This is a genomic window from uncultured Eudoraea sp., assembly GCF_947490415.1.
Classification (GTDB): Bacteria; Bacteroidota; Bacteroidia; order Flavobacteriales; family Flavobacteriaceae; genus Eudoraea.
In genome coordinates this window covers 829188-855078 of sequence record NZ_CANLGX010000001.1, presented here as the reverse complement: position 1 = coordinate 855078, position 25891 = coordinate 829188, and the positions used below count along the sequence as shown (strand labels likewise).

At 41.0% G+C, this 25891-nt stretch carries 9 protein-coding genes; 6 read left to right on the top strand and 3 right to left on the bottom strand.

Going from position 1 to position 25891, the window contains the following annotated elements; genetic code table 11:
• Positions 1–2 precede the first annotated feature (2 nt).
• Together ybeY and Q0874_RS03760 are read right to left on the bottom strand one after the other, a co-directional pair.
• Entirely contained in the window at positions 3–422 is a 420-nt protein-coding gene (ybeY, locus tag Q0874_RS03765) for an rRNA maturation RNase YbeY (RefSeq protein ID WP_299159563.1), read from the bottom strand.
• On the bottom strand, positions 415–3798 hold the full coding sequence (locus Q0874_RS03760; protein ID WP_299159561.1) for a DUF4175 family protein: 3384 nt from the start codon (positions 3796–3798) through the stop codon (positions 415–417). The genes ybeY and Q0874_RS03760 overlap by 8 nt, the downstream gene beginning before the upstream one ends.
• Positions 3799–3934: 136 nt before the next feature.
• Between Q0874_RS03760 and Q0874_RS03755 the strand changes: the two genes are divergently transcribed.
• From Q0874_RS03755 to Q0874_RS03745, 3 genes are all read left to right on the top strand, one after another.
• Entirely contained in the window at positions 3935–4984 is a 1050-nt protein-coding gene (locus tag Q0874_RS03755) for an alkane 1-monooxygenase (RefSeq protein ID WP_299159559.1), read from the top strand.
• A gap of 53 nt (positions 4985–5037) precedes the next feature.
• Positions 5038–6561 carry a glutamate--tRNA ligase gene (gene gltX, locus Q0874_RS03750; RefSeq protein WP_299159557.1) on the top strand — a complete coding sequence of 508 codons (1524 nt, stop codon included), beginning with the start codon at positions 5038–5040 and terminating at the stop codon, positions 6559–6561.
• Between the two features lie 76 nt (positions 6562–6637).
• On the top strand, positions 6638–7558 hold the full coding sequence (locus Q0874_RS03745; protein WP_299159554.1) for an SPFH domain-containing protein: 921 nt from the start codon (positions 6638–6640) through the stop codon (positions 7556–7558).
• 259 nt (positions 7559–7817) lie between these two features.
• Here the strand turns inward: Q0874_RS03745 and Q0874_RS03740 are convergent, their stop codons facing one another.
• A complete protein-coding gene (locus Q0874_RS03740; RefSeq protein ID WP_299159551.1) occupies positions 7818–9512 on the bottom strand; it encodes a glutamine--tRNA ligase/YqeY domain fusion protein in 1695 nt (564 codons plus the stop codon).
• Positions 9513–9797: 285 nt separating this feature from the next.
• Between Q0874_RS03740 and Q0874_RS03735 the strand changes: the two genes are divergently transcribed.
• Genes Q0874_RS03735 through Q0874_RS03725 form a run of 3 tightly spaced genes read left to right on the top strand, consistent with a single transcriptional unit; the run spans position 9798 to position 25885 of the window.
• Positions 9798–12053 (top strand): gliding motility-associated C-terminal domain-containing protein, encoded by a 2256-nt coding sequence (locus Q0874_RS03735; RefSeq protein ID WP_299159548.1) that lies wholly within the window; start codon positions 9798–9800, stop codon positions 12051–12053.
• A gap of 8 nt (positions 12054–12061) precedes the next feature.
• A complete protein-coding gene (locus Q0874_RS03730; RefSeq protein ID WP_299159545.1) occupies positions 12062–14071 on the top strand; it encodes a type IX secretion system membrane protein PorP/SprF in 2010 nt (669 codons plus the stop codon).
• The gene (locus Q0874_RS03725; RefSeq protein WP_299159542.1) at positions 14072–25885 is read left to right on the top strand and encodes a T9SS type B sorting domain-containing protein; all 11814 of its coding nucleotides are present in this window, start codon (positions 14072–14074) and stop codon (positions 25883–25885) included.
• Positions 25886–25891 lie beyond the last annotated feature (6 nt).

Here is a 25891-nt window from a genome sequence, read left to right as displayed (position 1 = left end):
ACTTATTGTTTCACGTGGAACATTTTGATTTTTTCATTTTCCTTAGTCCTCATTTTTTCTCTTTCCTTCTCCGTCTTATCTTTATAACCCAACAGATGTAAAACTCCATGGGCCATTACACGTTGTAATTCCTTATTAAATTCTTCATTAAAATGCAGTGCGTTTTCCCTAACACGATCTACCGAAATATAGATCTCGCCTGATATAATATCCTTTTCAGAATAGTCGAACGTAATAATGTCAGTATATGAATTGTGCTTCAAATACTTTTGATTTAATTCAATCAAATATTCGTCTGTACAAAAGATATAGCTTAATTCACCTAATTGAGCGTTTTCGCTTTCTAAAATATTTTTAATCCAACTGGTATATTTATTGCTGTCCTCTAGATGAAATTTTCCTTCATAGTGATAGTTAATCATCCTTTCTAAAATAACTTCTAACCCTTTCCTGATAATTTTGCCGCAAAGGTAAGGCTTGCCTGTTTAAAATCTCAATTTCATTTTTATAATTCTCCAGAACAGCCGGCCTGGTTAAAACCGGATTTTGAAATTGTTTGGTATTCGTTTTACTCTCTCTTTCTTCCTTTCTACCCTGTTTCAGGGCCGCATTTTCCAGTTTTAACAATTGATGCTCAATGAAATTCATCCTGTCCATTGTTCTTTGGGTTATTCCATTTTCCAAAAGATCATTTTGAAAATCCTCCATTTGTTTGACGAGTTTTTGAGCCAGCCCTTTATCCCCAGCATTTAACATGTCTTGTAATTGTCTTTCCAGTTGCTGTTTTAAATATTCCTGTTCCTTATAGATTTCATAAATTTCTTTCATTTCTTCTTCACTTATGCCTCCTTCACCGCCAGCGCCAGTCTTCCCATCCTTTCCTTCATCCCCTTTATTTCCCTCGCCAGGTTTAGCATCCCCGTTTTGCTTAGTATCACCATTTTCATTATTACCCTTACTACCTTCCTCCCCTCCTTGTCCTTTTTGACCAGGCTTTTCACCCTTTCCTTCTTTGCCTTCACCGCCCTCTTTTCCCATTTCACCCATCTGACCCATTTTATCCTTAAGTTCACCCTGTCCCTTAATTATATCCGGAAGCTGAAACCCATCATTTGGGTTCCCCGATCCAGATCCCGGTTTCATACTTTGCTGCATATTATCAAGGAGGTTTGCCAAAAAATCAGCCAGGCTATTTGAAGCATTCAAAACATATTGCTCATATGCAGCGCCTTGATATATTTTATTATCCGCTATGCTCTCTAATGACTTATCTATATTATAATAGACTTCGGTTATTTGTTCATTTACAAACTCGGATAGTTCGGCTCTTCTTAAGGATAAGGCAAACAAACTATCATCTATATGTTCAAACAAATTTCGCAATTCCTTTTGTTTTCTTACAGTACCCGAATAATTTGTCATATCAAAATCTGTGCTTTCCAACTGATCAAATAAGTTCTCCTGTTTAAAAGAAAAAGTAACTAAATTATCTAAAATCTGACGCAACATTTCGGCGTCTTCAGTAATATTCGATTCTCCGCTCATAGAGCCTGATGCGCTCAACTCTTCGCTCATTTCCTGCATCTTCTGAGATGCGGCTTTTTGTTTTTGTTTTACTTTATTGGCAGATCTCTCCTGATCACTTTCATTAGCAGATTGTTCCTCCCCTTTTTGTTTATTCAATTCTTCCAGGGCCTCCTTTTGATCACCTTTGATTCCCTCTTCCTTATTCTTATCAATCTTTAAATCAATGGGCTTTTTAAGATTCTTATTGTCTTTTTTAAGTTCCTCCAGTTCCCTGGCTAGTTTCTCGAACTGTTTATTCATTTCCTCTTGCAAATCAGGACTAATCTTATCCATTTCTGTTTCGGATAATTCCTTCTGTTTTTCGGCTAATTTTTCTAAATCCTTTGCTAATTGTGCTGCCTTTTCTGTAACATAATACCGCTTAGTTAATTCAAGCAGTTGTTCTAAATTTCTTTTGCTATTTTGTTGACTCTTACCTAGTTCCTCAAGTCGCTTTGACAATTCCTTCTTGTCTATTTTGTCGGCTACCTTATTGAGTTCTTCCAGCAGTTTTTCGTTCTTTTTTGCCTCTATTTCCTGGCGTTCCAGGCGTTCCATTAGCATTTTACTTAATTTATCTTCCTTGTCTGAAGCTTCAAGATTATCCTTTAATTGCTTGCTGAATTTTTGCATCAACTGCTCCTGATCCTGTTGCTTTTTTAAGAAGTCTTTTACTTGCATCTGATCGTTAAAATTCAAGCTATTCTTTTCCTTTTGCTCCCTGTTAATTTCCTTCAGCGCTTCTTCTTGTTTTTTAAACTTTTCAAGCGTATTATCAATACCCTTAATTAAAGCTTGTTGCGCTTCTAATTCTTTGTTATTCAACTCATTACTATCCAATATTGCAGTCGTAAATAATTGTGATTTAGACGCCTTTCCATTGTGAATTGCGTCATTATCTACCGCCTCAAAATAGTATGAATAAGTCCGTCCCTCTTCCAGATTTAAACCTGTGGGAAAAGTGTAATAAAACTGATTATAATTTGCATTTGGTGTTCCTAAACTTATCGTTTGTCTATCTTCTATATTGTTATCCGGATAGCAAATTAGCTTAATTGATTTCAACTCATAATCATCAGAAGCTTCTCCAATGAAATAGACCATATTAGGGTTTATAGAGTCTGTAACCATCTTCGCATTAATAGAGGGATAAGCATCCTTAACAACGCGAAAATGATAATCGAGTTTTTCATAGTTTGCCACATTCCTGTTTGATGTAGCTAGGGCGTAATAAAACTCATTATAAATTGTCTTGCTAAGTGTAAATACATTTTGATTATTATTTAATGTAATCGTAGTGTCTTTGCTGCTTAAGACTATTTCTTCCGTATTAAGTCCTTCAAGTTTCCAGCTTACTTTTGTTCCTTCCGGGAAAGTTGCATTTCCGGTACTTTTAAGGATGTCCGGGGGCATTTTAGTATATGGCGGATAATCTAAAGTAATCTCAAATAATTGTATTGATGGTGTTTTCAATGATTTCAATTCATAAACCCTTGAACTAACCTCATTGGCTTTAAAGAAGAATTCTGTCGTAAGTAAAGGAGCGCTAAAAGTATACTCATAGAAACCATTAGCCTTTTGAAGCAAGATTTCCTTCCCATTTACAACTATATAGACATCCGTTGGCTTAACTTTCCCTTCTGTTGCTACCTGAACTGTAAAACTGCTGTCCTCCAAAACCTGTAAATCACCGGATATTAGTCTGAAAACAAAAGGAGCTGGTGGTTCGTAAGCCGTATCATAATTTATAACTCGCTCATAAGAACCAAAAAAAGAATCCATATTTCCTGAAATCCATAGCACCAATATTGATAAAACAGGAATCGTTGCATATTTTAAGTACTTATAACTATCCTTGAAGTTTACTGCTCTGGTAAAAGGCACCATTGTTAAATTGTCTGAACGCTGTTGGATACTCGCCAATAAAAGTTCAGACCTGTCATTGTCCTCTGCTAAATCAAGTAGATTGTATAATTTATCTCCTACTTCCCCAAAGTGTTTCCCGATTAATAATGAAGCTTCTTTATTACTTATTCCCTTTTTAAATTTTAATATATAGAAAATGGGAATTGCTATATAATAATAGATTAAGAATGCCTCAACTGCCAAAAACAGTAATAACAATATAAAACGTCCTTCTGAATTAAGCCAGAACAAGTATTCAATACCAAGTATTAACAGAAAATACAGCACCCCAAAAGCTAAAAAAAGTAGCCCTCCTTTTATCAACATTTTCGTATAATACTTACGACTAAACTGATTCAGTTTATCTAATATGTTGTCATAACTGCTCAAATTCTGCTATATTTAATACCAAGATACCTGTTAAACTAGATTTTTGCCTCAAATATTTGTTAAAAAGTAGTGAATGAAAGATTTAAAGTACCTTGCCGCATTTACTATACCAATCTCAGCCTTTATTGGAATTTACTTTAAGGGATATTGGAGTTTTATTACGCCAGTATACGCGTTTTTGCTGATCCCGGCTATGGAGTTGTTGCTCCCCATAAATGCCACAAACCTTGAAGGAAAGGAAAGAGAAGCCAGTCTAAAAAATAAACTTTTTGACTGGTTACTATATTTAAATATTCCCCTTGTTTTTGGGCTCCTTTACTATTCCTTAAATATACTTGCCAGCAGTTCATATGACAACCATGAATTACTGGGAATAATAATATCTACGGGCATTGTATTGGGAACCAATGGTATTAATGTAGCGCATGAATTAGGGCACCGCGCAAACACTTATGAGCGTTTTTTGGGTAAGCTTTTACTTCTTCCGTCTTTATACATGCATTTCTACATTGAACATAATTTTGGGCATCATGTTCATGCGGCCACAAAAGAAGATCCCGCTACTGCAAAATATAACCAATCGGTATATTCTTTTTGGATAACTTCTGTTTCACGGCAATACATAAATGCCTGGGTTATTATGAGAAAACTGCTGAGATCCCATAACAGGGGTATGTTCTCCGTATATAATGATATGCTGTGGTATACCATAATTCAGTTGATTTACTTAGGTTTTATCTACTTCGTTTTTGGTTATTCAGTTTTAATATATGCCATCCTGGCGGCATTAGTCGGTTTTTTACTCCTTGAAACTGTTAATTATATAGAACATTATGGATTGATCAGAAAAAAACTACCCTCAGGCCGCTATGAGCGAGTTCGCGAAGTTCATTCCTGGAACAGTAATCATGTAATGGGTCGCATCATTTTATATGAATTGACGAGACATAGTGACCACCACTTTAAGTCATCCAAAAAATACCAGATTTTGGATTATCATGATAGTTCACCACAGATGCCCTTTGGTTACCCCACTTCAATGGTCCTTTCCTTTCTGCCTCCGCTATGGTTTAGAGTAATGAATCCAAGAATACCTGATGAAATGAAAGCAGCAAGTTTATAATTTATTTTATTGTGCTTTTTTTACAACTATCTTTGTCGCCTAACTTTGTTTAAATGACTCAAAAAGTTCGTGTTCGGTTTGCGCCAAGTCCAACAGGGCCACTACATATAGGTGGGGTTAGAACTGCCCTTTATAATTATCTCTTCGCTAAACAAAACAATGGCGATTTCATTCTCAGAATAGAAGACACAGATCAAAATAGGTATGTGGAAGGGGCAGAGAAGTATATCATTGATGCCTTAAACTGGTGCGGCATTCCTTTTGATGAAGGTCCGGAAAAAGAATCAGGTTATGGCCCATACAGACAAAGCGAGCGAAAATTACTTTACAAGAAATATGCAGATCTGCTCATTGAGAGCGGAAAGGCTTATTACGCTTTTGACTCCGCTGAAAGTCTTGATGCTCACCGGAAGGACCATGAAAGGAAGGGTAAGACGTTTATATATAATTGGCATAATCGTTTAAAACTAGATAATTCGCTATCACTCACGCCGGAAGAACTTCAAAACAGGTTGGCCAATCAACAAAATTATGTTATCCGCTTTTATACCCCAGAGGATGAAGTATTGCATCTAAAGGATATTATTAGGGGTGATATACAAATTGACACCAACATATTAGATGATAAGGTTTTATATAAAAGTGATGGAATGCCCACTTATCATCTGGCCAATATTGTAGACGATCATCTTATGGAGATAAGTCACGTCATTCGCGGTGAAGAATGGTTACCTTCATTGGCCCTTCATACACAATTATATGATGCTTTTGGATGGCATGCCCCTAAATTTGCCCATCTTCCATTAATTATGAAACCTGAAGGAAAAGGTAAATTGAGTAAACGCGATGGGGAAAAAGGTGGGTTTCCAATATTTCCACTTTCATGGGGGGATTCTGTAGGCTACAAAGAGGCTGGTTACTTTCCGGAAGCAGTGGTGAATTTTCTCGCACTATTGGGTTGGAACCCCGGTACGGAACAGGAGCTTTTCAACCTGGATGAGCTGATTAAAACTTTCGACCTAAGTCGGGTACACAAATCCGGCGCCAGATTTGATCCTGAAAAAACCAAGTGGTATAATCATCATTATCTGCAAGAACAAGATGATGTAGTCTTACTAGACTCCTTTAAACCTTTACTCACCGAAAAATTAGATAAAGGACAAGCATTTGATATCAGTCTCTTTACTAATGATAACTACATTACCAGCGTAATTTCTTTGATAAAAGAGCGCGCATCTTTTGTGTCAGAATTTTGGGAACTGGGCAACTACTTTTTCCAGACACCAAATTCATATAGCGAAAAGGTGGTTAAAAAACAGTGGAAAGAAAATACCCCTTCTATTTTGAATAAGATTGCCTTAACCTTGGAATCCTTAGAAGATTTTTCTTCTCCTGAGCTTGAAAAAATGATTAAAAAATGGATTGGGGAAGAGCAATTAACATTCGGACAGGTTATGGCTCCTTTAAGATTAGTTATGGTAGGAGATTTAAAAGGTCCGCATTTATTTGATATCATGGCCTTGGTTGGAAAGGAAGAAACTCTAAATAGAATTAGAACAGCGTTGGCCAAATTGTAACAAATTGGTTATAATTCCGACATATCTTCTACATCTCTATCTCTTAAATAGTATTCACTAACTTAATTTATACACTATGGGCAATTTACTTCTTATACCTATTATTTTTATTGGTCTTTTTATTCTTATGGCCTCATTTTTCACTGTCAAACAACAAACTGCTGTGATTGTTGAGCGGTTTGGAAGGTTTCACAGCATCAGAAATTCCGGATTACAGATGAAAATTCCGTTGATAGATCGTATCGCGGCTCGCCTGGGCCTTAAAATACAGCAATTAGATGTAATTGTTGAAACCAAAACCCTGGACGACGTATTTGTAAAACTGAAAATTTCAGTACAATATGTGGTTCTTAAAGAAAAAGTTTATGAGGCATTTTATAAGTTAGAATATCCACACGATCAAATTACTTCTTATGTCTTTGATGTGGTTAGGGCAGAGGTTCCTAAAATGAAATTAGACGATGTCTTTGTAAAGAAAGATGATATTGCTATAGCAGTAAAATCTGAATTACAGGAAGCCATGTTAGACTATGGATACGATATTATAAAAACTTTGGTGACCGATATTGACCCGGATGCTCAGGTAAAAGAGGCTATGAACAGAATTAATGCTTCAGAACGTGAAAAGATAGCTGCACAGTTTGAAGGAGATGCAGCGCGAATCCTGATAGTTGAAAAGGCCAAGGCAGAAGCAGAAAGTAAGCGCCTGCAAGGCCAGGGTATTGCAGATCAAAGACGAGAAATCGCAAGAGGATTGGAAGAATCTGTAGAAGTACTTAATAAAGTGGGGATAAATTCTCAGGAGGCCTCAGCTCTTATTGTGGTAACCCAACATTATGACACACTTCAATCTATTGGTGAAGAAACCAACACCAATCTCATATTGCTTCCAAATTCACCACAGGCCGGCAGTGATATGCTGAATAATATGGTGGCTTCATTTACTGCAAGTAATATGATAGGTGAATCTATGAAAAAACAAAAACCTAAAAAATAAGGAAAGAAAAACTAATGAGCGTTTTTTAAAACTTCAGCCAGAATTCTTCAGGCAGGAGTTTTCTTTTGATATTATATTCTTGAATATTCCGGAATTTTCACGCTAATTAATTTTAAAACAGCCATATGCGACTTCTATTGGCTTATTTGACCTTAGGGCTTTACAAATGTATGGCTCAAAGTGGAGAAGCTCTTAAACAAGCCCCATATTAATTGATTTGTATAAATAATACCAATCGTAATATTTAAACAGATAAGGTTTATTTATTCAAGGGTTTATGTTCTATTTTGGCCCATGTATCACGAAGAGTTACGGTTCTGTTAAATACCATTTTTTCTTGGGTTGAATCTTCATCTACATTAAAATATCCTAATCTCTGAAATTGAAAACGATCGTTAATATTTGCCTCTTTCAGACTGGGTTCAACATAACCGGTAATAACCTCTAGCGAATTTGGGTTAATAAATTCCAGAAAATCTTTATCCTTATGCCCATCGGGTGTTTCATCTGTAAAGAGCCTATCGTACAATCTTACCTCAACAGGTAAAGCGTGCTTAATAGAGACCCAATGCAGGGTGCCCTTAACTTTTCGCAAACTTTCCTCACTTCCACTACCACTCTTGCTTTTAGGATCATATGTGCATTGAACTTCCAAAATATTTCCCTCTGAATCCTTAGTACAACTCTCTGCCTTAATGATATATGCATTCTTAAGACGAACCTCGCCGCCTAGTTTTAATCTAAAAAATTTTCTGTTAGCCTCTTCCCTAAAATCTTCCTGTTCTATGTATAACTCTTTAGAAAAAGGTAGCTGGCGAAAACCGGCTGATTCATCTTCCGGGTTATTTTCTGCCTGAAGCCATTCTTCTTCACCTTCAGGATAATTGGTTATTACCAATTTCAAAGGATTCAAAACAGCCATCACCCTGGGTGTAATTTTATTGAGATGCTCTCTAATGTGAAATTCTAAGAGTGAAACATCCGCAACATTTTCCCGCTTAGCTATTCCTATGGTCTCAGCAAAATTCCGGATAGATTCCGGCGTAAATCCTCTTCTCCTAAGTCCGGATATCGTAGGCATTCTTGGATCGTCCCAACCATTTACAAGTCCTTTTTCAACCAATTGTAGTAATTTACGCTTACTTACAACCGTGTGACTTAAGTTTCTCCGGGCGAATTCACGCTGTTTAGGTCTTATTTTCTTTGGATCAGCTACGTTATCGAGAAACCAATCATATAATTCCCTGTGAGGAGCAAACTCAAGAGTACACAATGAGTGAGTAACCTGTTCTATATAATCACTTTCTCCATGCGTCCAGTCATACATAGGATAAATACACCAATCGGTATTTGTTCTGTGATGCGCGCGCTTCAGGATGCGATACATAATCGGGTCGCGCATTAACATATTGCTCGATGACATATCTATTTTAGCCCTGAGAACATGGGTTCCTTCCTCATAAAGACCCTCTTTCATTCCTTTAAAAAGTTCTATGTTTTCCGCAACAGACCGGTCTCTATATGGGCTATTGACCCCTGGTTCTGTTGGAGTGCCTTTTTGTTTGGCCATCTCTTCGGATGATTGGCTATCTACATAGGCTTTTCCTTGTTCTATAAGTTCCAACGCCCAATCAAAGAGGGGTTGAAAATAATCTGAAGCATAACATTCTCTGTCCCATTCAAATCCCATCCACTCTACATCACGCTTAATGGCGTCTACATACTCCTGTTCTTCTTTTATGGGGTTAGTGTCATCAAACCTCAGGTTTACAGGTGCATTATAGCGCAGGCCAAGGCCAAAATTAAGGCAAATAGAGCTTGCGTGGCCAATGTGCAGGTAGCCATTTGGTTCCGGCGGAAACCGAAATCTTAATGCATTAGCAGGAAACCCATTAGCCAGGTCCTCTTCAATAATATGTTCTATAAAATTAAGTGATTTAGGTGTTTCACTCATGGATTCGATTTTGAAACACAAATGTAGGAAAATTGAGGGTATGACCACCTATAAAAGATCCTCACCATACAATAACCCCATTTCACAACATATTTAATTAGTGCTACAACATTAAATTCCCATCCAGGTAATTAAATGACATATTTGTTGTTAAATACACTGGTAAATTCGAGTAAAACTTTAACAGCGCATGTAAAACGAAAAAATAACGAACACCCAATACGGTTTGCCAAAACCCAAATCCAGTAAAAGGTAAAACTGTAGTTCCCCCAAACTACACTACTTATGAGAGCAAAACTATCCTTTAAAATCAAGTATTTCTTTTTGACCATACTGCTGTTAGGATGCATGCAACTCAGTGCACAGGTTTTAAATGCTCCTGTTGCCGCACCTAACCAGACTCCTCCTCCCGGAAGTTCTCCCTGGGATAAGGCCTGTGCCTCTGGTACTTTTAATGACTACTGGGTAAATTTCACCTGGAGTCCTCCATTAGTTAACAGTGATAATGAATTTATTCTTGAGCTCTCAGATGCGAGCGGGAGCTTTGCAAGCCCAGTAGAACTTGCCCGAGATGCTACAAAAAATACAAATTTTGACTTCTTTATACCGTTTTCACTCCCAACAGATACGAGGGGAGAAGGCTATAAAATTCGGGTTAGAAGCACAAGTCCGGCTGTTATTGGAGCCGCATCTGCCGCATATCCCATGTACTTTATTGATGTAAATTCTGGTATTACGATCAGGCAACAAGGCAATGCCGACTTCGGAGATGGTACTGCTGAAGTCTGTAACGGGAACTCCATTACCCTGGAGGTTTATAATCTTCCTAACGCAAATACCTATCAGTATAATTGGTATAGAAGCGGATCGCCTTTAGCCGAAAAAAGTAATTCCATTACAGTTTCACAGGCAGGAATGTATAATGTGGAAATTGATTATGGTGCGTGTTCCGGATCTGGTAATACCCTTTCAAACATAATCGATGTAACCACCGGGGCCAGTTTAGGAATAGCTATTAACACCCCTACTAAAACTGACTTATGTACTGGTGAAACTGAAAATCTTGAAGCAAATATTAATAATGCCAGTTTAACATATGCCTGGTTTAAAGATGGTGCAGCCATTCCATCATCTAATAATTATATTTTTACTGTAGATGCATCTGTACCCGGGTTTGAAGGAGACTATCAGGTCGAAATTTTTGGTTCCGGAGCTTGTGTGGAAAGATCTTCAGCCGTGACCATTACTAATGCCGGGAATTTTACGGTAACCAGAAATAATCCTGCGAACGTCGTAGTGTTACCCGGACAAAATGAAATATTAAGTGTCACAACGGACGCTTCTTCTCCTACTTTTCAATGGTATAGAGATGGTAGCCCGATATCGGGAGCCACAAGCAATAGTTTGACGGTCAGTGAAACAGAAACCGGTTCCTATTTTGCCCGAGTTTCCCTAAGCGGTGGACCGTGTTCCTCAACCTCTATAGATTCTGAAGCAACTATGGTAGTTACTCCTGCCTCTTTTGAGGTGGTAATTGATTATGCCTCTGCTTATACGGCCTGTGCGAACAACAGTATTGTCCTTGATGTAACGACTATTAATGCCATAGATTCGGGTGGGGGCGTGACTGATGTAACTGCTTCTCTTATCTCCGGATTTTCATACCAGTGGAAAAAAGATGGCAGTCCTATTAGTGGAGAAACTTCGGCAAGCCTAAGTTTAACGGATATTACTGAAAATGGTAATTATGAAGTAGACGGAAATATTACTACATATAACGCAACATCAAACTCCCTGACTGTTCAGTTATTGGTAAATGAGACTTTGACCATTAACAGTACCGGTCTTATTAGTTGTGGTCCTTCAGAACCTATTACAATAAATACCGCCACGAATTTGACTGGTGAATCTTATGATTGGTTTAGAGATGGTGTAAATCTAAATATCACCGATATAGCATTAACGGTAACAGAACCAGGAACATACCAATTGGTATTAGATAGAAATGGTTGTCCTCTTCCTTCTAATCAAATAGTTATCTCTGGTCTGGATCCTGCATTGATAACTCTTGACCCCTCTGGTACAATCGTTTTTCCTGAAAGCAGCTCCCGAACAGTTACCGCAAGTGGCGGTGACTCCTACAGGTGGTATGATTCTAATAATACAGAAATAAGCACTTCCTCCTCCGCAACATTTACAGAAGAAGGCTCTTATGTTCTTATAGCAACTATAGGGAATTGTGAGGTAAGCAGGGAGTTAACCGTAGAATATCTTGACAACTTTAAAATACCTAATGTTATTACTGTCAATGGCGACGGAATAAATGATCAGTGGATTATTCCTAATTCCTACTCCAACAAGGCTGAAGTGAATGTAGTCATCTTCAATAGCGCAGGTAAAGAGGTATTAAATGAATTCAATTATCAAAATAACTGGCCAGAATCTTCAATGACTTTTGCCAAACAAAATATGGTCTTTTTCTATAAGATAAAAGACTCAAATGAAGTTTTAAAACAAGGAACCATAACCATTATTCGTTAACCAGAAAAATGAAACTAAAGCTCGCATACCTGTTATTGTTCATCATGGCACTTACCAAAATAAGTGCACAGGAAGAGAATCCCTTTATTTCTTATGATGTGCCTTCACAGAACCTATTAAAGTTCAATAGGTTTTTAATAAATCCGACTTTCTCAACAGTTCGTGAAGACTTGTCATATATTAATCTTTTACATAGAAACCAATCGGTATCTTTTGATGATAATAACCAGCTATATTTCCTTAGTTACAGTGGTAGGATTAACGATAGATCCGGACTGGGGTTAAGTCTGTATACACAAAGGGAGGGAGTTGTTAGTAATTACGGAATATTAGCGAATTATGCTTATGGGGTAAAATTAAGCGATAAAAGTAATTTCACCTTTGGAGCAAATTTATCCTATTACAGTAGCGGCTTGGATCAGAACAGGGCCAACCCTATAGAGCTCGATCCACTTTTGAGTGGCTTTCAGGATAGTTCTCTGCTTTCCTTTCAACCGGGTTTTAACATTTCATATGATCAGTTTGATTTCGGTGTTTTTGCAGAAAACCTTTTTGATTATAATCTGAAAACAAGTCAATCTATTACCGAGTTTAAGGACAAAACCTTCTCGGCTCATTTACAATATACTTATGAGTTAGAAAATAACTCCGGAGTATTTGAAAACTCCCGATTGATGCCACTGGCCAGGGTCAGACAGGTTGGTCAGGAAGATATTGTTTTAGGTGGTAATCTTATTTTCGACTTACCGAAATTAGGTTGGATACAAGCAGGATACGACAGCTTTTACGGAGCTTCTGCCGGAATAGGTTTTAACCTTGGAAAAAGGCTCTCTCTGGGGTATACCATGGAGAAGGGTCTGTCAAATAGTTTTGACAACTTTGGTACTACCCACGAAATTTCCTTTGCCTACTCGTTTACTCCCAACCTTACAGAAGACAGGGTAATGCTGGAAGAAAATGAAGAAGCAATTGCAGATACTGAAGAAGAACAAGAAGCAATAGAAGAATCCCTTGCTTCTGATGACGAAGAGATTACAGAACTCAAGCGTCGCCTCGCAGAAAATGACGCGATCCTTGCTGAGCTGATTTTTAGGCAGGACTCCATAGAGACAAATCGCGAAAAAGATCTTGAAAGAAGGTTTGAGATGGTTATGCGCATGGTGCGCAATGAAACCAATGGAGATCGCCCTGATCTTGAAGAAAAGGCCAGGGAAATGTATTTCATTAATAACGACAAAACAGCTCTTGTTGAAAATGTAGAGAAACCTAGTCCAACTGAATATAAACCTATAGTCAGGAAAAAAACTCAAGCAGACGTATTTATTCAGGAAGCTAAACGAAACAATGTTAAAGGTCAAAAATTCAGAGACCTGGAAGGTGTGGAAAATGGATACTATGTAGTTGCCAATGTTTACAAAGGCAAGCATTACCTGAATAAATTCATAGACAATCTTAATAATCAGGGGTTAAGCGCTGATTATATTGACAATCCAAAAAACGGATTAAAGTATGTATACCTAAAGAGATACGATACATGGAAGGAAGCACTTGCCGCGCACAAATCCGGATTAAACGGAACCTATAATGGCGAACTATGGGTAATGAATGTTGATAACCGCTATACCAACGAGGCCTATGCCGAAAATGCAAATAAAATTAGTAAGAAATCTTCTGAATATGACTCAGATGTTCTTCAAAAGAATGTTGTTGTAAGGGATAATGTAAAAGGCGGCGAGCCAAAGTCGAAAAGTCAATTTATTCAAGGAGTTGGCTCCGCTTATTATATTATAGCCAATGTCTTTGCAAACCCTAGAAATGCCAATCGATTTGTAAAACTATTAAACTCCCAGGGGCTCAGTGCCAGTTACTTTATAAATCCGGTAAATAACTATCGGTATGTTTATTTAAAGCGACACGAATCCTGGAACAACGCCCTCATATCTTACTACTCAAAACTTAATAACGCATATGACGACAAAATGTGGATCATGCGCGTAACCCCAAACTTAATAACCTAGATGGAAGCACTATTTAAAAAATTAATCTTTTTATTTGTACTTTTCTTTTTGGCCAGTCAGGCCATTATGGCCCAAATCAATCCTATAATTGATCTGGTAAATACCCCGAATAATGATATAGACGGACAAGTGGTTGTCTGCGCGAATGATGGAAGTAACCTGCCGCATATTTTTTTATGTGGGGCAAATGACATGGCAAACCTTGTCGTAAGCTATCCCGGAAGCACCATTGAATGGCAGCTTCTTGATGAAAACAGCTGCACCAACTTTGGAGACAACTGTACCAATCAAAGCCAAAGTTGTGACTATAACACAGTAGCCACTGGAAATACCTTCCCTGTAGGCCAGGACGGCAAATATCGCTTAAGGGTAAACCTGGGTAATGGGGTTTTTGAAAACCATTATTTTCATGTCTTTCAGAACGATCTAGACCTCCTGTATCAAAAGGCAGACATTGGCTGTGAGCCCTTTGGGAATATCACTATTACAAACCTTGGAAGTCTTTATGGATTTCAATTGATTAATGCAGACAATGATCAGGTGCTTGTGCCTTTTAGCGCCAACAACGGGCCTTCGTTTCTAATACCTGGCAATGGAAACTATAGGATAGAGGCGACACAACTCGATGGCGATAACGGAAATCCTATTCCAAACGCTTGTCTTTTTAGCACACCATCTATTCCTATTGGGACCAGTAATTTTTCGGTATCTGCGGCTTCTACAGAAGTGGATTGCTCCGGGGTTGCCACCATAACCGCCAATCTTTTTAACGGTTCACCCGACTATACCTATGAGCTCAGATTAAACGACGGACTTGATGGCGGCAGGGGAACCCTGGTTCAAGTAGTAACCGGGCAAACATCTGATACCTATACCTTTTCAGGAGTAGGTCAAGGCGAATATAGTGTTGTTGGAATTAATAGTGATGGTTGTGAACAATCTGATGTTGTAACCGTTGCTGTAGATGCAAGCAATACTTTGGCTTTTGAGGCCCGGGTGTCACAACATATTACTTGCAAGGAAGGAAACATCCTGGTTGATCCAGCAGGAGGTAAGCCCCCATACCGGTATGCTATTTGGCAATATATTGATGAAACCGACAACCTCATTACCTCCTATAATTCGCCTTCAGAAATTCCTACTAGTGAATTTCAGACAAGCGAAATTTTCGATATTCTAACCCCAGGAAACTACACCTTTGTCCTAATAGACCGATTTGGCTGTTTCACCGTATCAAATTCGGTAGATATAGAATTTGTGCCTCCTGCAGAATTTGCGGCACCTACAATTATTGATCAGGCCTGCTTTGGAGAAGCTACCGGCTCTATTCAAATGAACCTAATTGATGATAACGGGTATCAACTGACCTACTATCTTTTTGACCAAGTCATTCCTCAACAAGACGTTTTCGACGGTAATTTTAACATTAACAATGCGATTGCCACGAATTTATCAGGATTTTTTCCTGGCTTAATGCAAGGTGATTACACCATTATAATTAATATGAGAAAGGGAAGTGCTGATTGCGACTATCCCTATTATTATTCAGTTGATGGCCCGGCCACAGAACTTGCCGGAGAAGCAATACTCATACAACCTTATACCTGTGTACAAACAGGAACCATCCGTGCCAATAATTATGGAGGCGGTGTTTCCCCGTACGAATTTAGTCTTAATGGTGCCAACTGGGAGACAGACGATATGTTTATTGGCTTGCTTCCCGGAAGCTATACTATTCTTATTAGGGATGCGCTAGGGTGTGTTGTAGAAACGAATCCTGTTGAAATTCTTGATGTAGACGGGCCAGATGATTTAATCTTTGCGCCTACTCAGATTACTTGTGACTCTCCTGGCTCAGATCTTACTGTAACTATTATCGGCGGTACGGGACCATTTGATATCCAAATCACATCACCTGCCGTGCAGGGCCCTACAAGTATTTCTGATAATGTTGCCTTATTTGAAAACCTGATTCCGGGTACCTACGTTTTCAATGTTACGGACGCTACGGACTGTACTTACAGTGAAAGCTTTACCATTCTTCCCATTACTCCCATCGGCGTCTCAGGCCAGCTTATTAGTAATGTAACCTGCTTCGGGGACACCAATGGAGAAATCTCCTATACCGTTACTGGCTTTAACAGTTCCTTTGATTACTCCGTAACAGGACCAATGAGCTTTAGTGGCACTGGAGAAATTTCTTCTGCTATATCGCTATCCAACCTTGCGGCAGGAACGTATACCATTGTTGTTACCGACAATGACACTAATTGTACAGACACAACTGATATAATCATATCGGGGCCTCCAAGTGCACTGCTTATTTCTGATCTGAATGTATCAGATTTAAGTTGTTCTGCAAGCGGTACGGTCACCGGTAATGTAGTAATAACTGCTGCTGGTGGATGGGGCGGCTATGAATATGTACTTGTAGATCCAAGTGGAGTTGCAACAGCGCCTCAAAGCAATAATTCTTTTACTGGTCTTTCAGACACCTCAGGAAACTACGCTGTAATTGTAACAGATGCTGGAGGTTGTGAGGTAACACAGACCTTTGCTTTAACCCCAATTGTGAATCCCGTGTTGGATGTTGCAGCCAACAGTCTTTGTTATGACAGCACTACAGGACTTACATTAACCGCAACCATTACCTCAGGAGGTGAGGCACCATTCCAGTATCGACTCAATGGGGGTGCCTATCAATCAAGTCCTGATTTTACCGGATTAGGCCCGGGGAGTTATACCATAGAAGTTATAGACAGTAAAAATTGTACGGCCTCTGCCAGCATTGATGTCTTCCCTACGCTTGCGGCTAATGCAACTCTGGTCAAGGATTTGGACTGTTCCCCTACACCAGATGCAGAAATTAATGTAGATATTACGGGGGGAAACCCAGCCTTTACCTATGAAGTAATACGCGATGGATCTGTTATCCAGGCCAGCACCGCTGTTCCCGGTATACCATTTTCTTTCTTCACCACAATCGCCGGAACCTACGAATTTCTAATTACGGACAGCCAGGCATGTACGGTAACCACAAACCAAGTAATTGTAACGGACAACACCCTGCCCAGTATTACCGAAGTCGTTACCAACCCATTGTGTGATGCGAGTGCAGATGGGGTTGTTGAATTACAAATATCTGGTGGAACACCACCTTATCAAATAGTGTTTGACGGCTCAGCGCCTTCTACACAGACCACTTATGCCGGGCTTACTGCCGGACCCCATAGTTACACTGTGACCGATGCTAAAGGGTGTCCAGTTTCAGGGGATGTAACGCTTGTTGCTCCGCCCGCCCTAATTCCGGGAACAATAGACGTGGTTCAGAATTATAGTTGCGACAATGCCTCGGCCATCCTGCAGGCAATAAATTATTCGGGTGGTACCCTGCCTTATGAGTTTAGCCTGGACGGAGTGTTTTGGCAGGGCTCAGATACCTTCAGTACAGGGATTACTGCCGGTACCTATACCATTACCATCCGCGATGCCAATGGGTGTGTTGCCCAAACGCCAGCTGTTGTTATAGATCCGCTGAATCCGCCAACTGATCTTACATTTGCCCAGACAGCCCCCAGCTGTCCGGCCATTACCGCCGATGTAACTGTTTCGGTTGTAGACGGAACTGCCCCTTATACATATGAGATTATAGCTCCAGCTTCAAGTGCCGGTCCTAATGGAAATAACAACCTTTTCACTAACTTAAGTCCGGGAACTTATACGTTTCAGGTCACGGACGACAGAGGTTGTGTGATTCAGGAAAATTATACCATTGCCGATATTCCCCAGGTAAATGCCATTTCCCAGCTGGTTAGTAATATTACCTGTTTCACGGATACAGATGGGGCCTTTACCTTCACCGTAAGTGATTTTGCAACTACCTACAGTTATGTAGTTGAAAACAGCGCTGCTGCCGTAGTTGATTTACAAAATAACATCAATATCACCACAGCTATAGCTGTAAACAGTCTGCCGGCAGACACCTATACCGTAACAATAACAGATGATACCACTACTTGTAGTACTACTACCAGTGTGGTCATTGCCGGGCCTCCTGCAGAACTTGATTTTACCTTTACAGCAACACCGGTTACCTGTATTAATGATGCCACTATTACAATATCGGCTACTAATGGTTGGGGTGGATACGAATACCAGCTGGAAAATACTGCAGGACCTGCTATTGTAGTGCCCTATCAGAATTCGAACACTTTTACGGGAGTTGCTCCCGGAAGCTATACCATTTATGTCCGGGATGCTGAGGGATGTGAAACAACACGCCCCGTGACCATCGATCCTGCGGCTGCACCTGTTATCGCTTTTGCTGCATCTGATTTATGTTACGACTCAACAAACCAGGCGTCATTGTCAGTTACCATAACAGACGGTGTAGCGCCGTATACCTACTCCATAAATGGTGGTGGACAAACGGCTGCTGGGGGGAACCCTTTTACTATTAGCAACCTTATTCCCGGAACTTACAATATACAAGTAACAGATGCATATGGTTGTGTGTCCAACATTATCACAGAAACCATTGAGCCCCAGCTCCAGGCCTCTGCTGTAGTAAGCAAGGCTCTGGATTGTACAGTTTCCCTAGATGCTGTTATTGATGTTACCATAAGTAACGGATACACCCCATATGCCTCTTATGAAGTGCGTATTAATGGAGGCGGCTGGTCTGCACCTGTTGCATTAGCCGGAAACAGCTTTAGTTATAGCACAGCAGTTGATGGAACCTTTGATTTCAGGATTACGGACGCCGAAGGGTGTACGGCATTGACTCGGGCAGTTGTTGAACCTATTACCACACCTGTAATTACCTCCCTGGTCCAGACCACGGATATCCTGTGTAACGGAGATGCCGGGGCCTCCATTCAATTAAACCTAGATACAAGCCAGGGCTTGGCGCCATTTACCGTCTCCGTGGTAAATACCACGACCGCCACATACTATGGAACCCAGACATCCGGACTACCTGCAGGAAGTTATGAAGTTACTGTAACAGACGCCAATTTCTGTTCAGACATGGAGGTGATTGTCATTGGAGAGCCTGACCCCATTGCCTATGATATCAACCTGGTTCCAATTACCTGTACAGCAGTCGGAACCACTTTAGGGTCTATCACCGTAGAGAACCTTACAGGAGGCACTGCAGGATATAACTATTACCTGACAGGGAATAACGGGACTAGCCAACAGTATAATGCCATTATTGGAGAAGACCACACTTTTACCATCCTCCAGTTCGGAATTTACGAGGTAGATGTTGTAGATGCTAACGGCTGTTCCGTGCGAACTACAAATATTATAGCCTCGCCGCCCAGTGATCTGGATATTGATGTTAGTGCCCTTACCGCTGATTGTGCAACAGGAGGAAGTGCAACAGTAACTGTAGCTGCCGGGGGTAGTGGAAACTATCAATTCGGAATTCTTGAAACCTATTCGGCGCCGTATTCATCATCTTATCAAGGGCCTGACGCTCCGGGAGGAGACACTTCTACATTTACAGCCCTCGTTCCCGGAGTTACCTACACCTTTATCGTATACGATGTTGGTACGAACTGTTATTATTTTGAAACCGCTAATGCCCCCATCAATACTCCGTCTAACATGACGGTAGATTCCCTTGTGGCGGCCAATGTTACCTGTACAGGAGCTGCGGATGGAAATGTGAGTTTTACTTTTGACAATTTTGACGCAGCGGCAACCCGGGTGGATTACGAAATATTCACTGCACAATCCAATGTTTCTACAGGCTTCGCCAGTTCTGCAATAGTTAACCCTCCTGGAGGACCTGTAATCGTTGACAATTTTGCATCACTCCCTCCTGGAATATACTACCTACTGCTTACCGAAGTAGGTGGTGCAAATGACGGATGTACTGTAGGATCAAGCCAATTCACCATTACAGAGTCGACTAACCTGCTTGAGGTAACAGCAAGCCTGGAGCGTAATGACAACTGTAACCTCAATGCCGGTCAGGTGTCTGCAGTTGGCCAATTTGGAACTGCTCCCTACGAGTATCAGATTGCCCTGAGCACAGACCCGGCCCCCACAGTAGCTACCTGGACAGGCAGTCCAGCAAATGTATTTAATGTTGATGGCGGGGATTATATCGTATACGTCAGGGATGCCAATGGCTGTATACAGTCCGATCCGGTAACGGTCCCGACTGATCCTTCGCCGCAGATCTCTGTGGCGCTGAACGACCAGTGTACTGCAGCGGAAGGCAACTACAGTGTTGATGTTACGTTGGTTGTGGCGGGTATTGCCCCCCATGCCATACGCATAGATGGTGGGGCAGCTCAGGCCGCCACCGGACTGGTTAATGCAGGGAATGTGATTACTATATCCAACCTGAGTTCCGGGCCGCATACCTTTGAAATAATCGATCAGAACGGATGCGGTGAAATTGAAAACATCACCATATATCCTCCTTTGGCTATTGCCGCCAATATTACGGTTGATGAAAACTGTGATCCAGCTAATTCGGGAGCAGTAAGCGTTACCACCAGCGGAGGTTCTGGAAGCTATTCTTATACCCAGATCAGTCCTGCAGGTCCAACAAACGTTACAGGGTTGTTCAGTGGACTAACTCATTCAATAACCTACACTTTTGAAGTAGAAGACACTGTTACAGGCTGTACAACAACTGTTGACATGATGTTGCCAGCACCGGTTATTCCAACCTTTACCCTAAACGCAACAGATGTGAGCTGTTTTGGCGGAAGTGACGGCTCGATTACTGTAACCCTGGATCCGGGCAATATAGACACTCCTTATCGCTATAGTCTGGATGGGGGTGCCACTACCCAAGCTTCCAATGTATTCACTGGTTTAGCACAAGGTAATTATAACGTAACCGTTATCTCCTCCAAAGGATGTGAAGACACACTCCCCGTCACAATAAGTGAGCCGAGTGAACTTTCCATTTCAGCTACGGCAACTACTTTTAGCTGTGATGATGCTGCAAGCACAATTACTGTCACCATAGACGATGATGGTTTTGGCAACCCTTCCGGTACGAGCCCTTATTTGTACAGTTTTGATAACGGAGTGAATTTCCAAAGCGGCAATACAATTCAGGTGGCATTCGGCTCACCAGATGTAACGGTTGTTGTGCGGGATGCCAATGGCTGTACGGATAGTGTTGATGTTCCTATTCCTGTAATGCAGGAGGTTACCGCTTCAATAAACCCGCTGCAGGCCATCGATTGTATGAATGGTGCTGAGATCATAGAAATTATAGCAGTGGACGGTTCCGGAAACTACGACTACTTTGAGCTTCCAGGCGGTAATGTGGTGCCAGATCCTTCTAATATTGTCCTCACACAACCGGGAACCTACGTATATGAAATTGTAGACACCGTTACAAACTGTTCTGTTATTGTAGAACATTTGGTACCTCCTTATGACCTTATGGATGTTACCGCTGCTGTTCTTACTGATGCTACCTGTAGTGACAGTTCTGACGGCATCATTGAAGTAACTATTACTGGATATACAGGAACATTTAACTATCAGGTTCTGGATAGCAGCGGAGGTTTTGTTGCCGGAGCATCCGGAGCTGAAAATGCGGTTTCTGACCCATACACTTTTACTGTTGCAACGACATTAGCTGCCGGAATCTATTCCGTACAGATTACACAAACTGCGTATCCGCAGTGTGTTGGGGAATCCAACTTTGTAACCATTGATGCTCCCGAGCCACTTGCTTTACAGCTTTTAGACACTGTGAATGCCAATTGTAACATGGCCAATGCAGTGGTAACGGTACAGGCCACTGGCGGTACTGCGCCTTATGAATATGGTGCAAGTGTTAGTGGTGCCGGAGTGCCCGCAACCTTCCCTTTCGATAATACAGTAGAACTGGATCCTACAGTAAGTCTTAACTGGGATATCTATGTCAGGGATGCTAACGGATGTATTATTGATGCGCCTATAGCGGTTACAATAGACACTGACACCAGTCCGGATATTTCTTTAGCCATAGTAGATGAGTGTGCTGCACAAGGGAGCTTTGCGATTGTTGTGTCATTAGATGCCGTGAATACAGGTGTGTCTCCGTACGGCCTTAGCATCAATGGAAGCGCATTCCAGAGTGTTTCCAGTTTCCCATACACCTATACCGGCCTTGTTTCCGGAGGCTATACCATTGAAATTCGCGATGCCAATGGGTGTCAAGAGCTTGAAAATATAACCATTGAACCCGAATTGGTTGTAAGTGCAATTGCTGTCACCCAGCCAAGTTGTGATACAAATGACGGAGTGATAGAATTTGTCGTCGCCGGAGGCTCAGGGTCGAACACGGTTGAATTGCTGAGGTCAGACCTCACGCCTACCGGTATTGCACCTTCCGGCAACCAGTTTACCGGAGTGGCTTTTGGAGATTATATTATAAGGGTAACGGATGATACCCTCGGCGCTCCAAATTGTGTGGCAGAGGCTCCTGTTTCACTAGAAGAACCAACGCCTGTTACTTTGTTGGCAACAGACTGGACAGATGTGAGTTGTGCAGGAGGTTCTGATGGTTCCATCATCATCAACCTGGAACCTGCCAGTCCCGGGGTAAATGACAATCCTCCTTATACTTACGAAATAACCGATGGTACAACCACCATAACCCAGGATACCAATGTGTTTACTGGTCTTCCAGCAGGCACTTATGACATCACGGTTACATCCAACAGAAACTGTGTTGAAACGGATCAGGTCATAATCGATCAACCTGTAGCCCTGGATGCCGCTATTACCAATGTGGTTCCTTTTGCCTGTGATCCTTCTAACAACCAAAGTGCTGCTACCATTGAAGTAACAATTGCCGCGGGCACCGGAACACCAGATTATTTCTACAGCGTAAACGGTGGTAACTACCTTCCGACAGGAGGAAATGTTTTCACCCATAGTGTAACTACGGCTGGTAATTTTGATATTGTGATTCGGGATGCTAACGGATGTTTGTTCACGCTTCCAACACAGACCATTGAGCCGTTACCACAAATTGTATTGGATCTTGCCGTAGGGCCAGCTGATTGCCCAACGGGCCAGGAAATTACTGTGACTTCTACCGGGCATTCTACCGCGCCAGCCACAGACCTTACTTTTGAGCTGCTTGAAACAGCTGATGTGAGGCCAAACCTTACTTCAAATACTCAGGTATTCAATATTATGGAGCCTGGCATATATACGATTAGAGTAACCGATAACATAACGGGGTGTTATGAAACTATAACCTATGAAGTTGATCCAAGGCCTCAATACAGTGTAGCGCTAAGTGCAGTTACTCCGATTACCTGTTTCGGTGACACTGATGGCACTTTGGAAGTTACTTTTACCGGGTATGCCGGAGCATACGACTATGAGGTCTTTTATGAAGATGGTACAGCTACTGGAATTTCAGGCAACAACAGCAATGCACACCCGTTGCTCATAACTAATGTTCCTGCGGGCAATTATTTAGTTCGTGTGTTACCACTAGATTATCCATATTGCGATCCGGAAGACACCCTGGTACAAACAGTAGCATCGCCAACAGAAATGTTAGATGCTTTAATTGAAGAGCTATTGGCCGCGGGCTGTCCAGATAATTTAGGCGAAATAAGTGTGGTTCCTGAAGGTGGTTATCTCCCTTATGATATTACATTAACCGATAGCGGAGGTCAGCAATACACTGCAAACGATGTAAATGCCCACGTGTTTACAGGGCTGCCATCTGGCAGCTATACTGTCGAGGTGCTCGATGCAGAGGGTTGTATCTGGAATGGAGCTGCAAATGTTGCTCCAACACCTCCTATAGTGGCCAATGCAGTAGGAACGGCGCCAGTCTGTTATGAAAATCCGGACGGAACCATAGTTGTTACCGCTTCAGGAGGGTCTGGTAGTTATAATTACTTTATTAATTATTATGATGAGACCGGAACTACAATAGAATTTACCCCATCTGTTCCACAACTAAGTAACGAATTCAATTTCTTAGGAGAAGGGTATTACAGTGTTACTGTAATAGATAATATGGATTGTACTGATACAACTAGTATTATTCATCTCGATGGTCCTGACCAACTGCTTGCCGAACTTGAGCTTACCACAGCAATGACTTGTATTGATGATGCTGTTGTAACCCTAACAGTCACCGGTGGCACGGCGCCCTATGAATACTTTAATCCAGATACCAGTGTTTGGGAATCATTCAACAGTGGTTCACAACATGTTTACAATGTCACGGAAGGAAGACATTATGCAACAATCAGAGATGTAAATAATTGTCAATCCATTACTCAGGTTCCTGTAATCATCAACCCAATTCCGGATGTTGATCTGATCATAGAGTATGCGAGTGCTTCGGTGAATTGTGCAGATGCCATGACCGCATCTATCTATGCCTATGCTGTTGGTGGAATTGGAAACTACACCTTTGATCTGCTTCTTAACGGAAACCTGGTGACATCGGTCACCGATCCACGAAATGTGGTCTTTGAAAACCTTTCACCTGGCAATTACACAGTAATAGCTACCAGTGAGGGAGGTTGTAATCCAGATCAGGAACCTGTAGTTATAGACAATCCTGAACCGCTGATCTTTACCTACGAGGCTGATAACGTAAGCTGTAACGGTAATGAAGATGGTGCAATTACATTAATGTTGTCTGGTGGGGGCGGAGGTTATCAATATGCCATCTCGCCCAATCTTAACCAGTTCTTCGATGAAGATCCAGACCAGGGACTTCCGGCAGGACATTATAGGTTTGAAGATCTAGCACCTGGTACTTACACAGTAATTGTACAAGACGCGAACGAATGTTTCTATGTTGAGTACATTGAAATTATTGATCCTGAACCGGTTTCCATTGCCCTTGGCGCTATAGAGCCTGTGGTATGCTCTGGAGAGGCTAACGGGTCTATCTCAATCTCCATTTTAGGTGGTACGGCACCTTACAGAACCGCATTTAATTCGAATACCATTGATGATTTTGTGGATCTGGGAGACAATCCGACTTTCAGTGGATTAGCAGAAGGAACGTATGCGATATTTGTAAGAGACGCCAACGATTGTGAGGATGTGGTTATTCTGGAAGTGGGTGGCGGAGTTAATCTCAACGCAACGGTAGAGCCTGTTTATGAATGTACAGATATCCTGCCTGAAAATTATGTAAACATTACATTGCAGGATCCAACGGTTCTTAGCTCTGTTATGTATGCTTTAGATTCAACAGACCCTGCAGATATGCAATTAAATCCTGACTTTAGAAATAGTAGTCCGGGTAGCCATTTTATTGCCATTTCACACGCTAACGGTTGTGTACAAACTGTTGATTTCGAGATTCAGGCCTTTGAACCACTTACGCTGACCCTGGAACAGAATAATCTTAATGAGATAACCGCAATTGCGGAAGGCGGGCTTGAAGATTATACGTTCTATTTCAATGATGATAATAATGGTACAGATAACACCTATTATATTACAATGACTGGTACCTATACAGTTACGGTAATAGATGAAAATGGGTGTGAAGTATCTGCACAAATATTCATGGAGTTTATAGATATAGAAATCCCCAATTTCTTTACTCCTGACGGTGATGGATTAAATGATTATTGGATTCCTGATAACATTGAAGGATATCCTGAAATACTAATAAAAATATATGATCGTTATGGTAGAGTAGTCGCCGAGGAAACTATAGTGCCGAACGGATGGGATGGATTATACCACGGCAATGAGTTGCCTACGGGAGATTATTGGTACGTCATTAAGCTGAATGGTGAGCGTGATGAAAGAGAATTTGTAGGACATTTTACCCTATATAGATAAAACTTA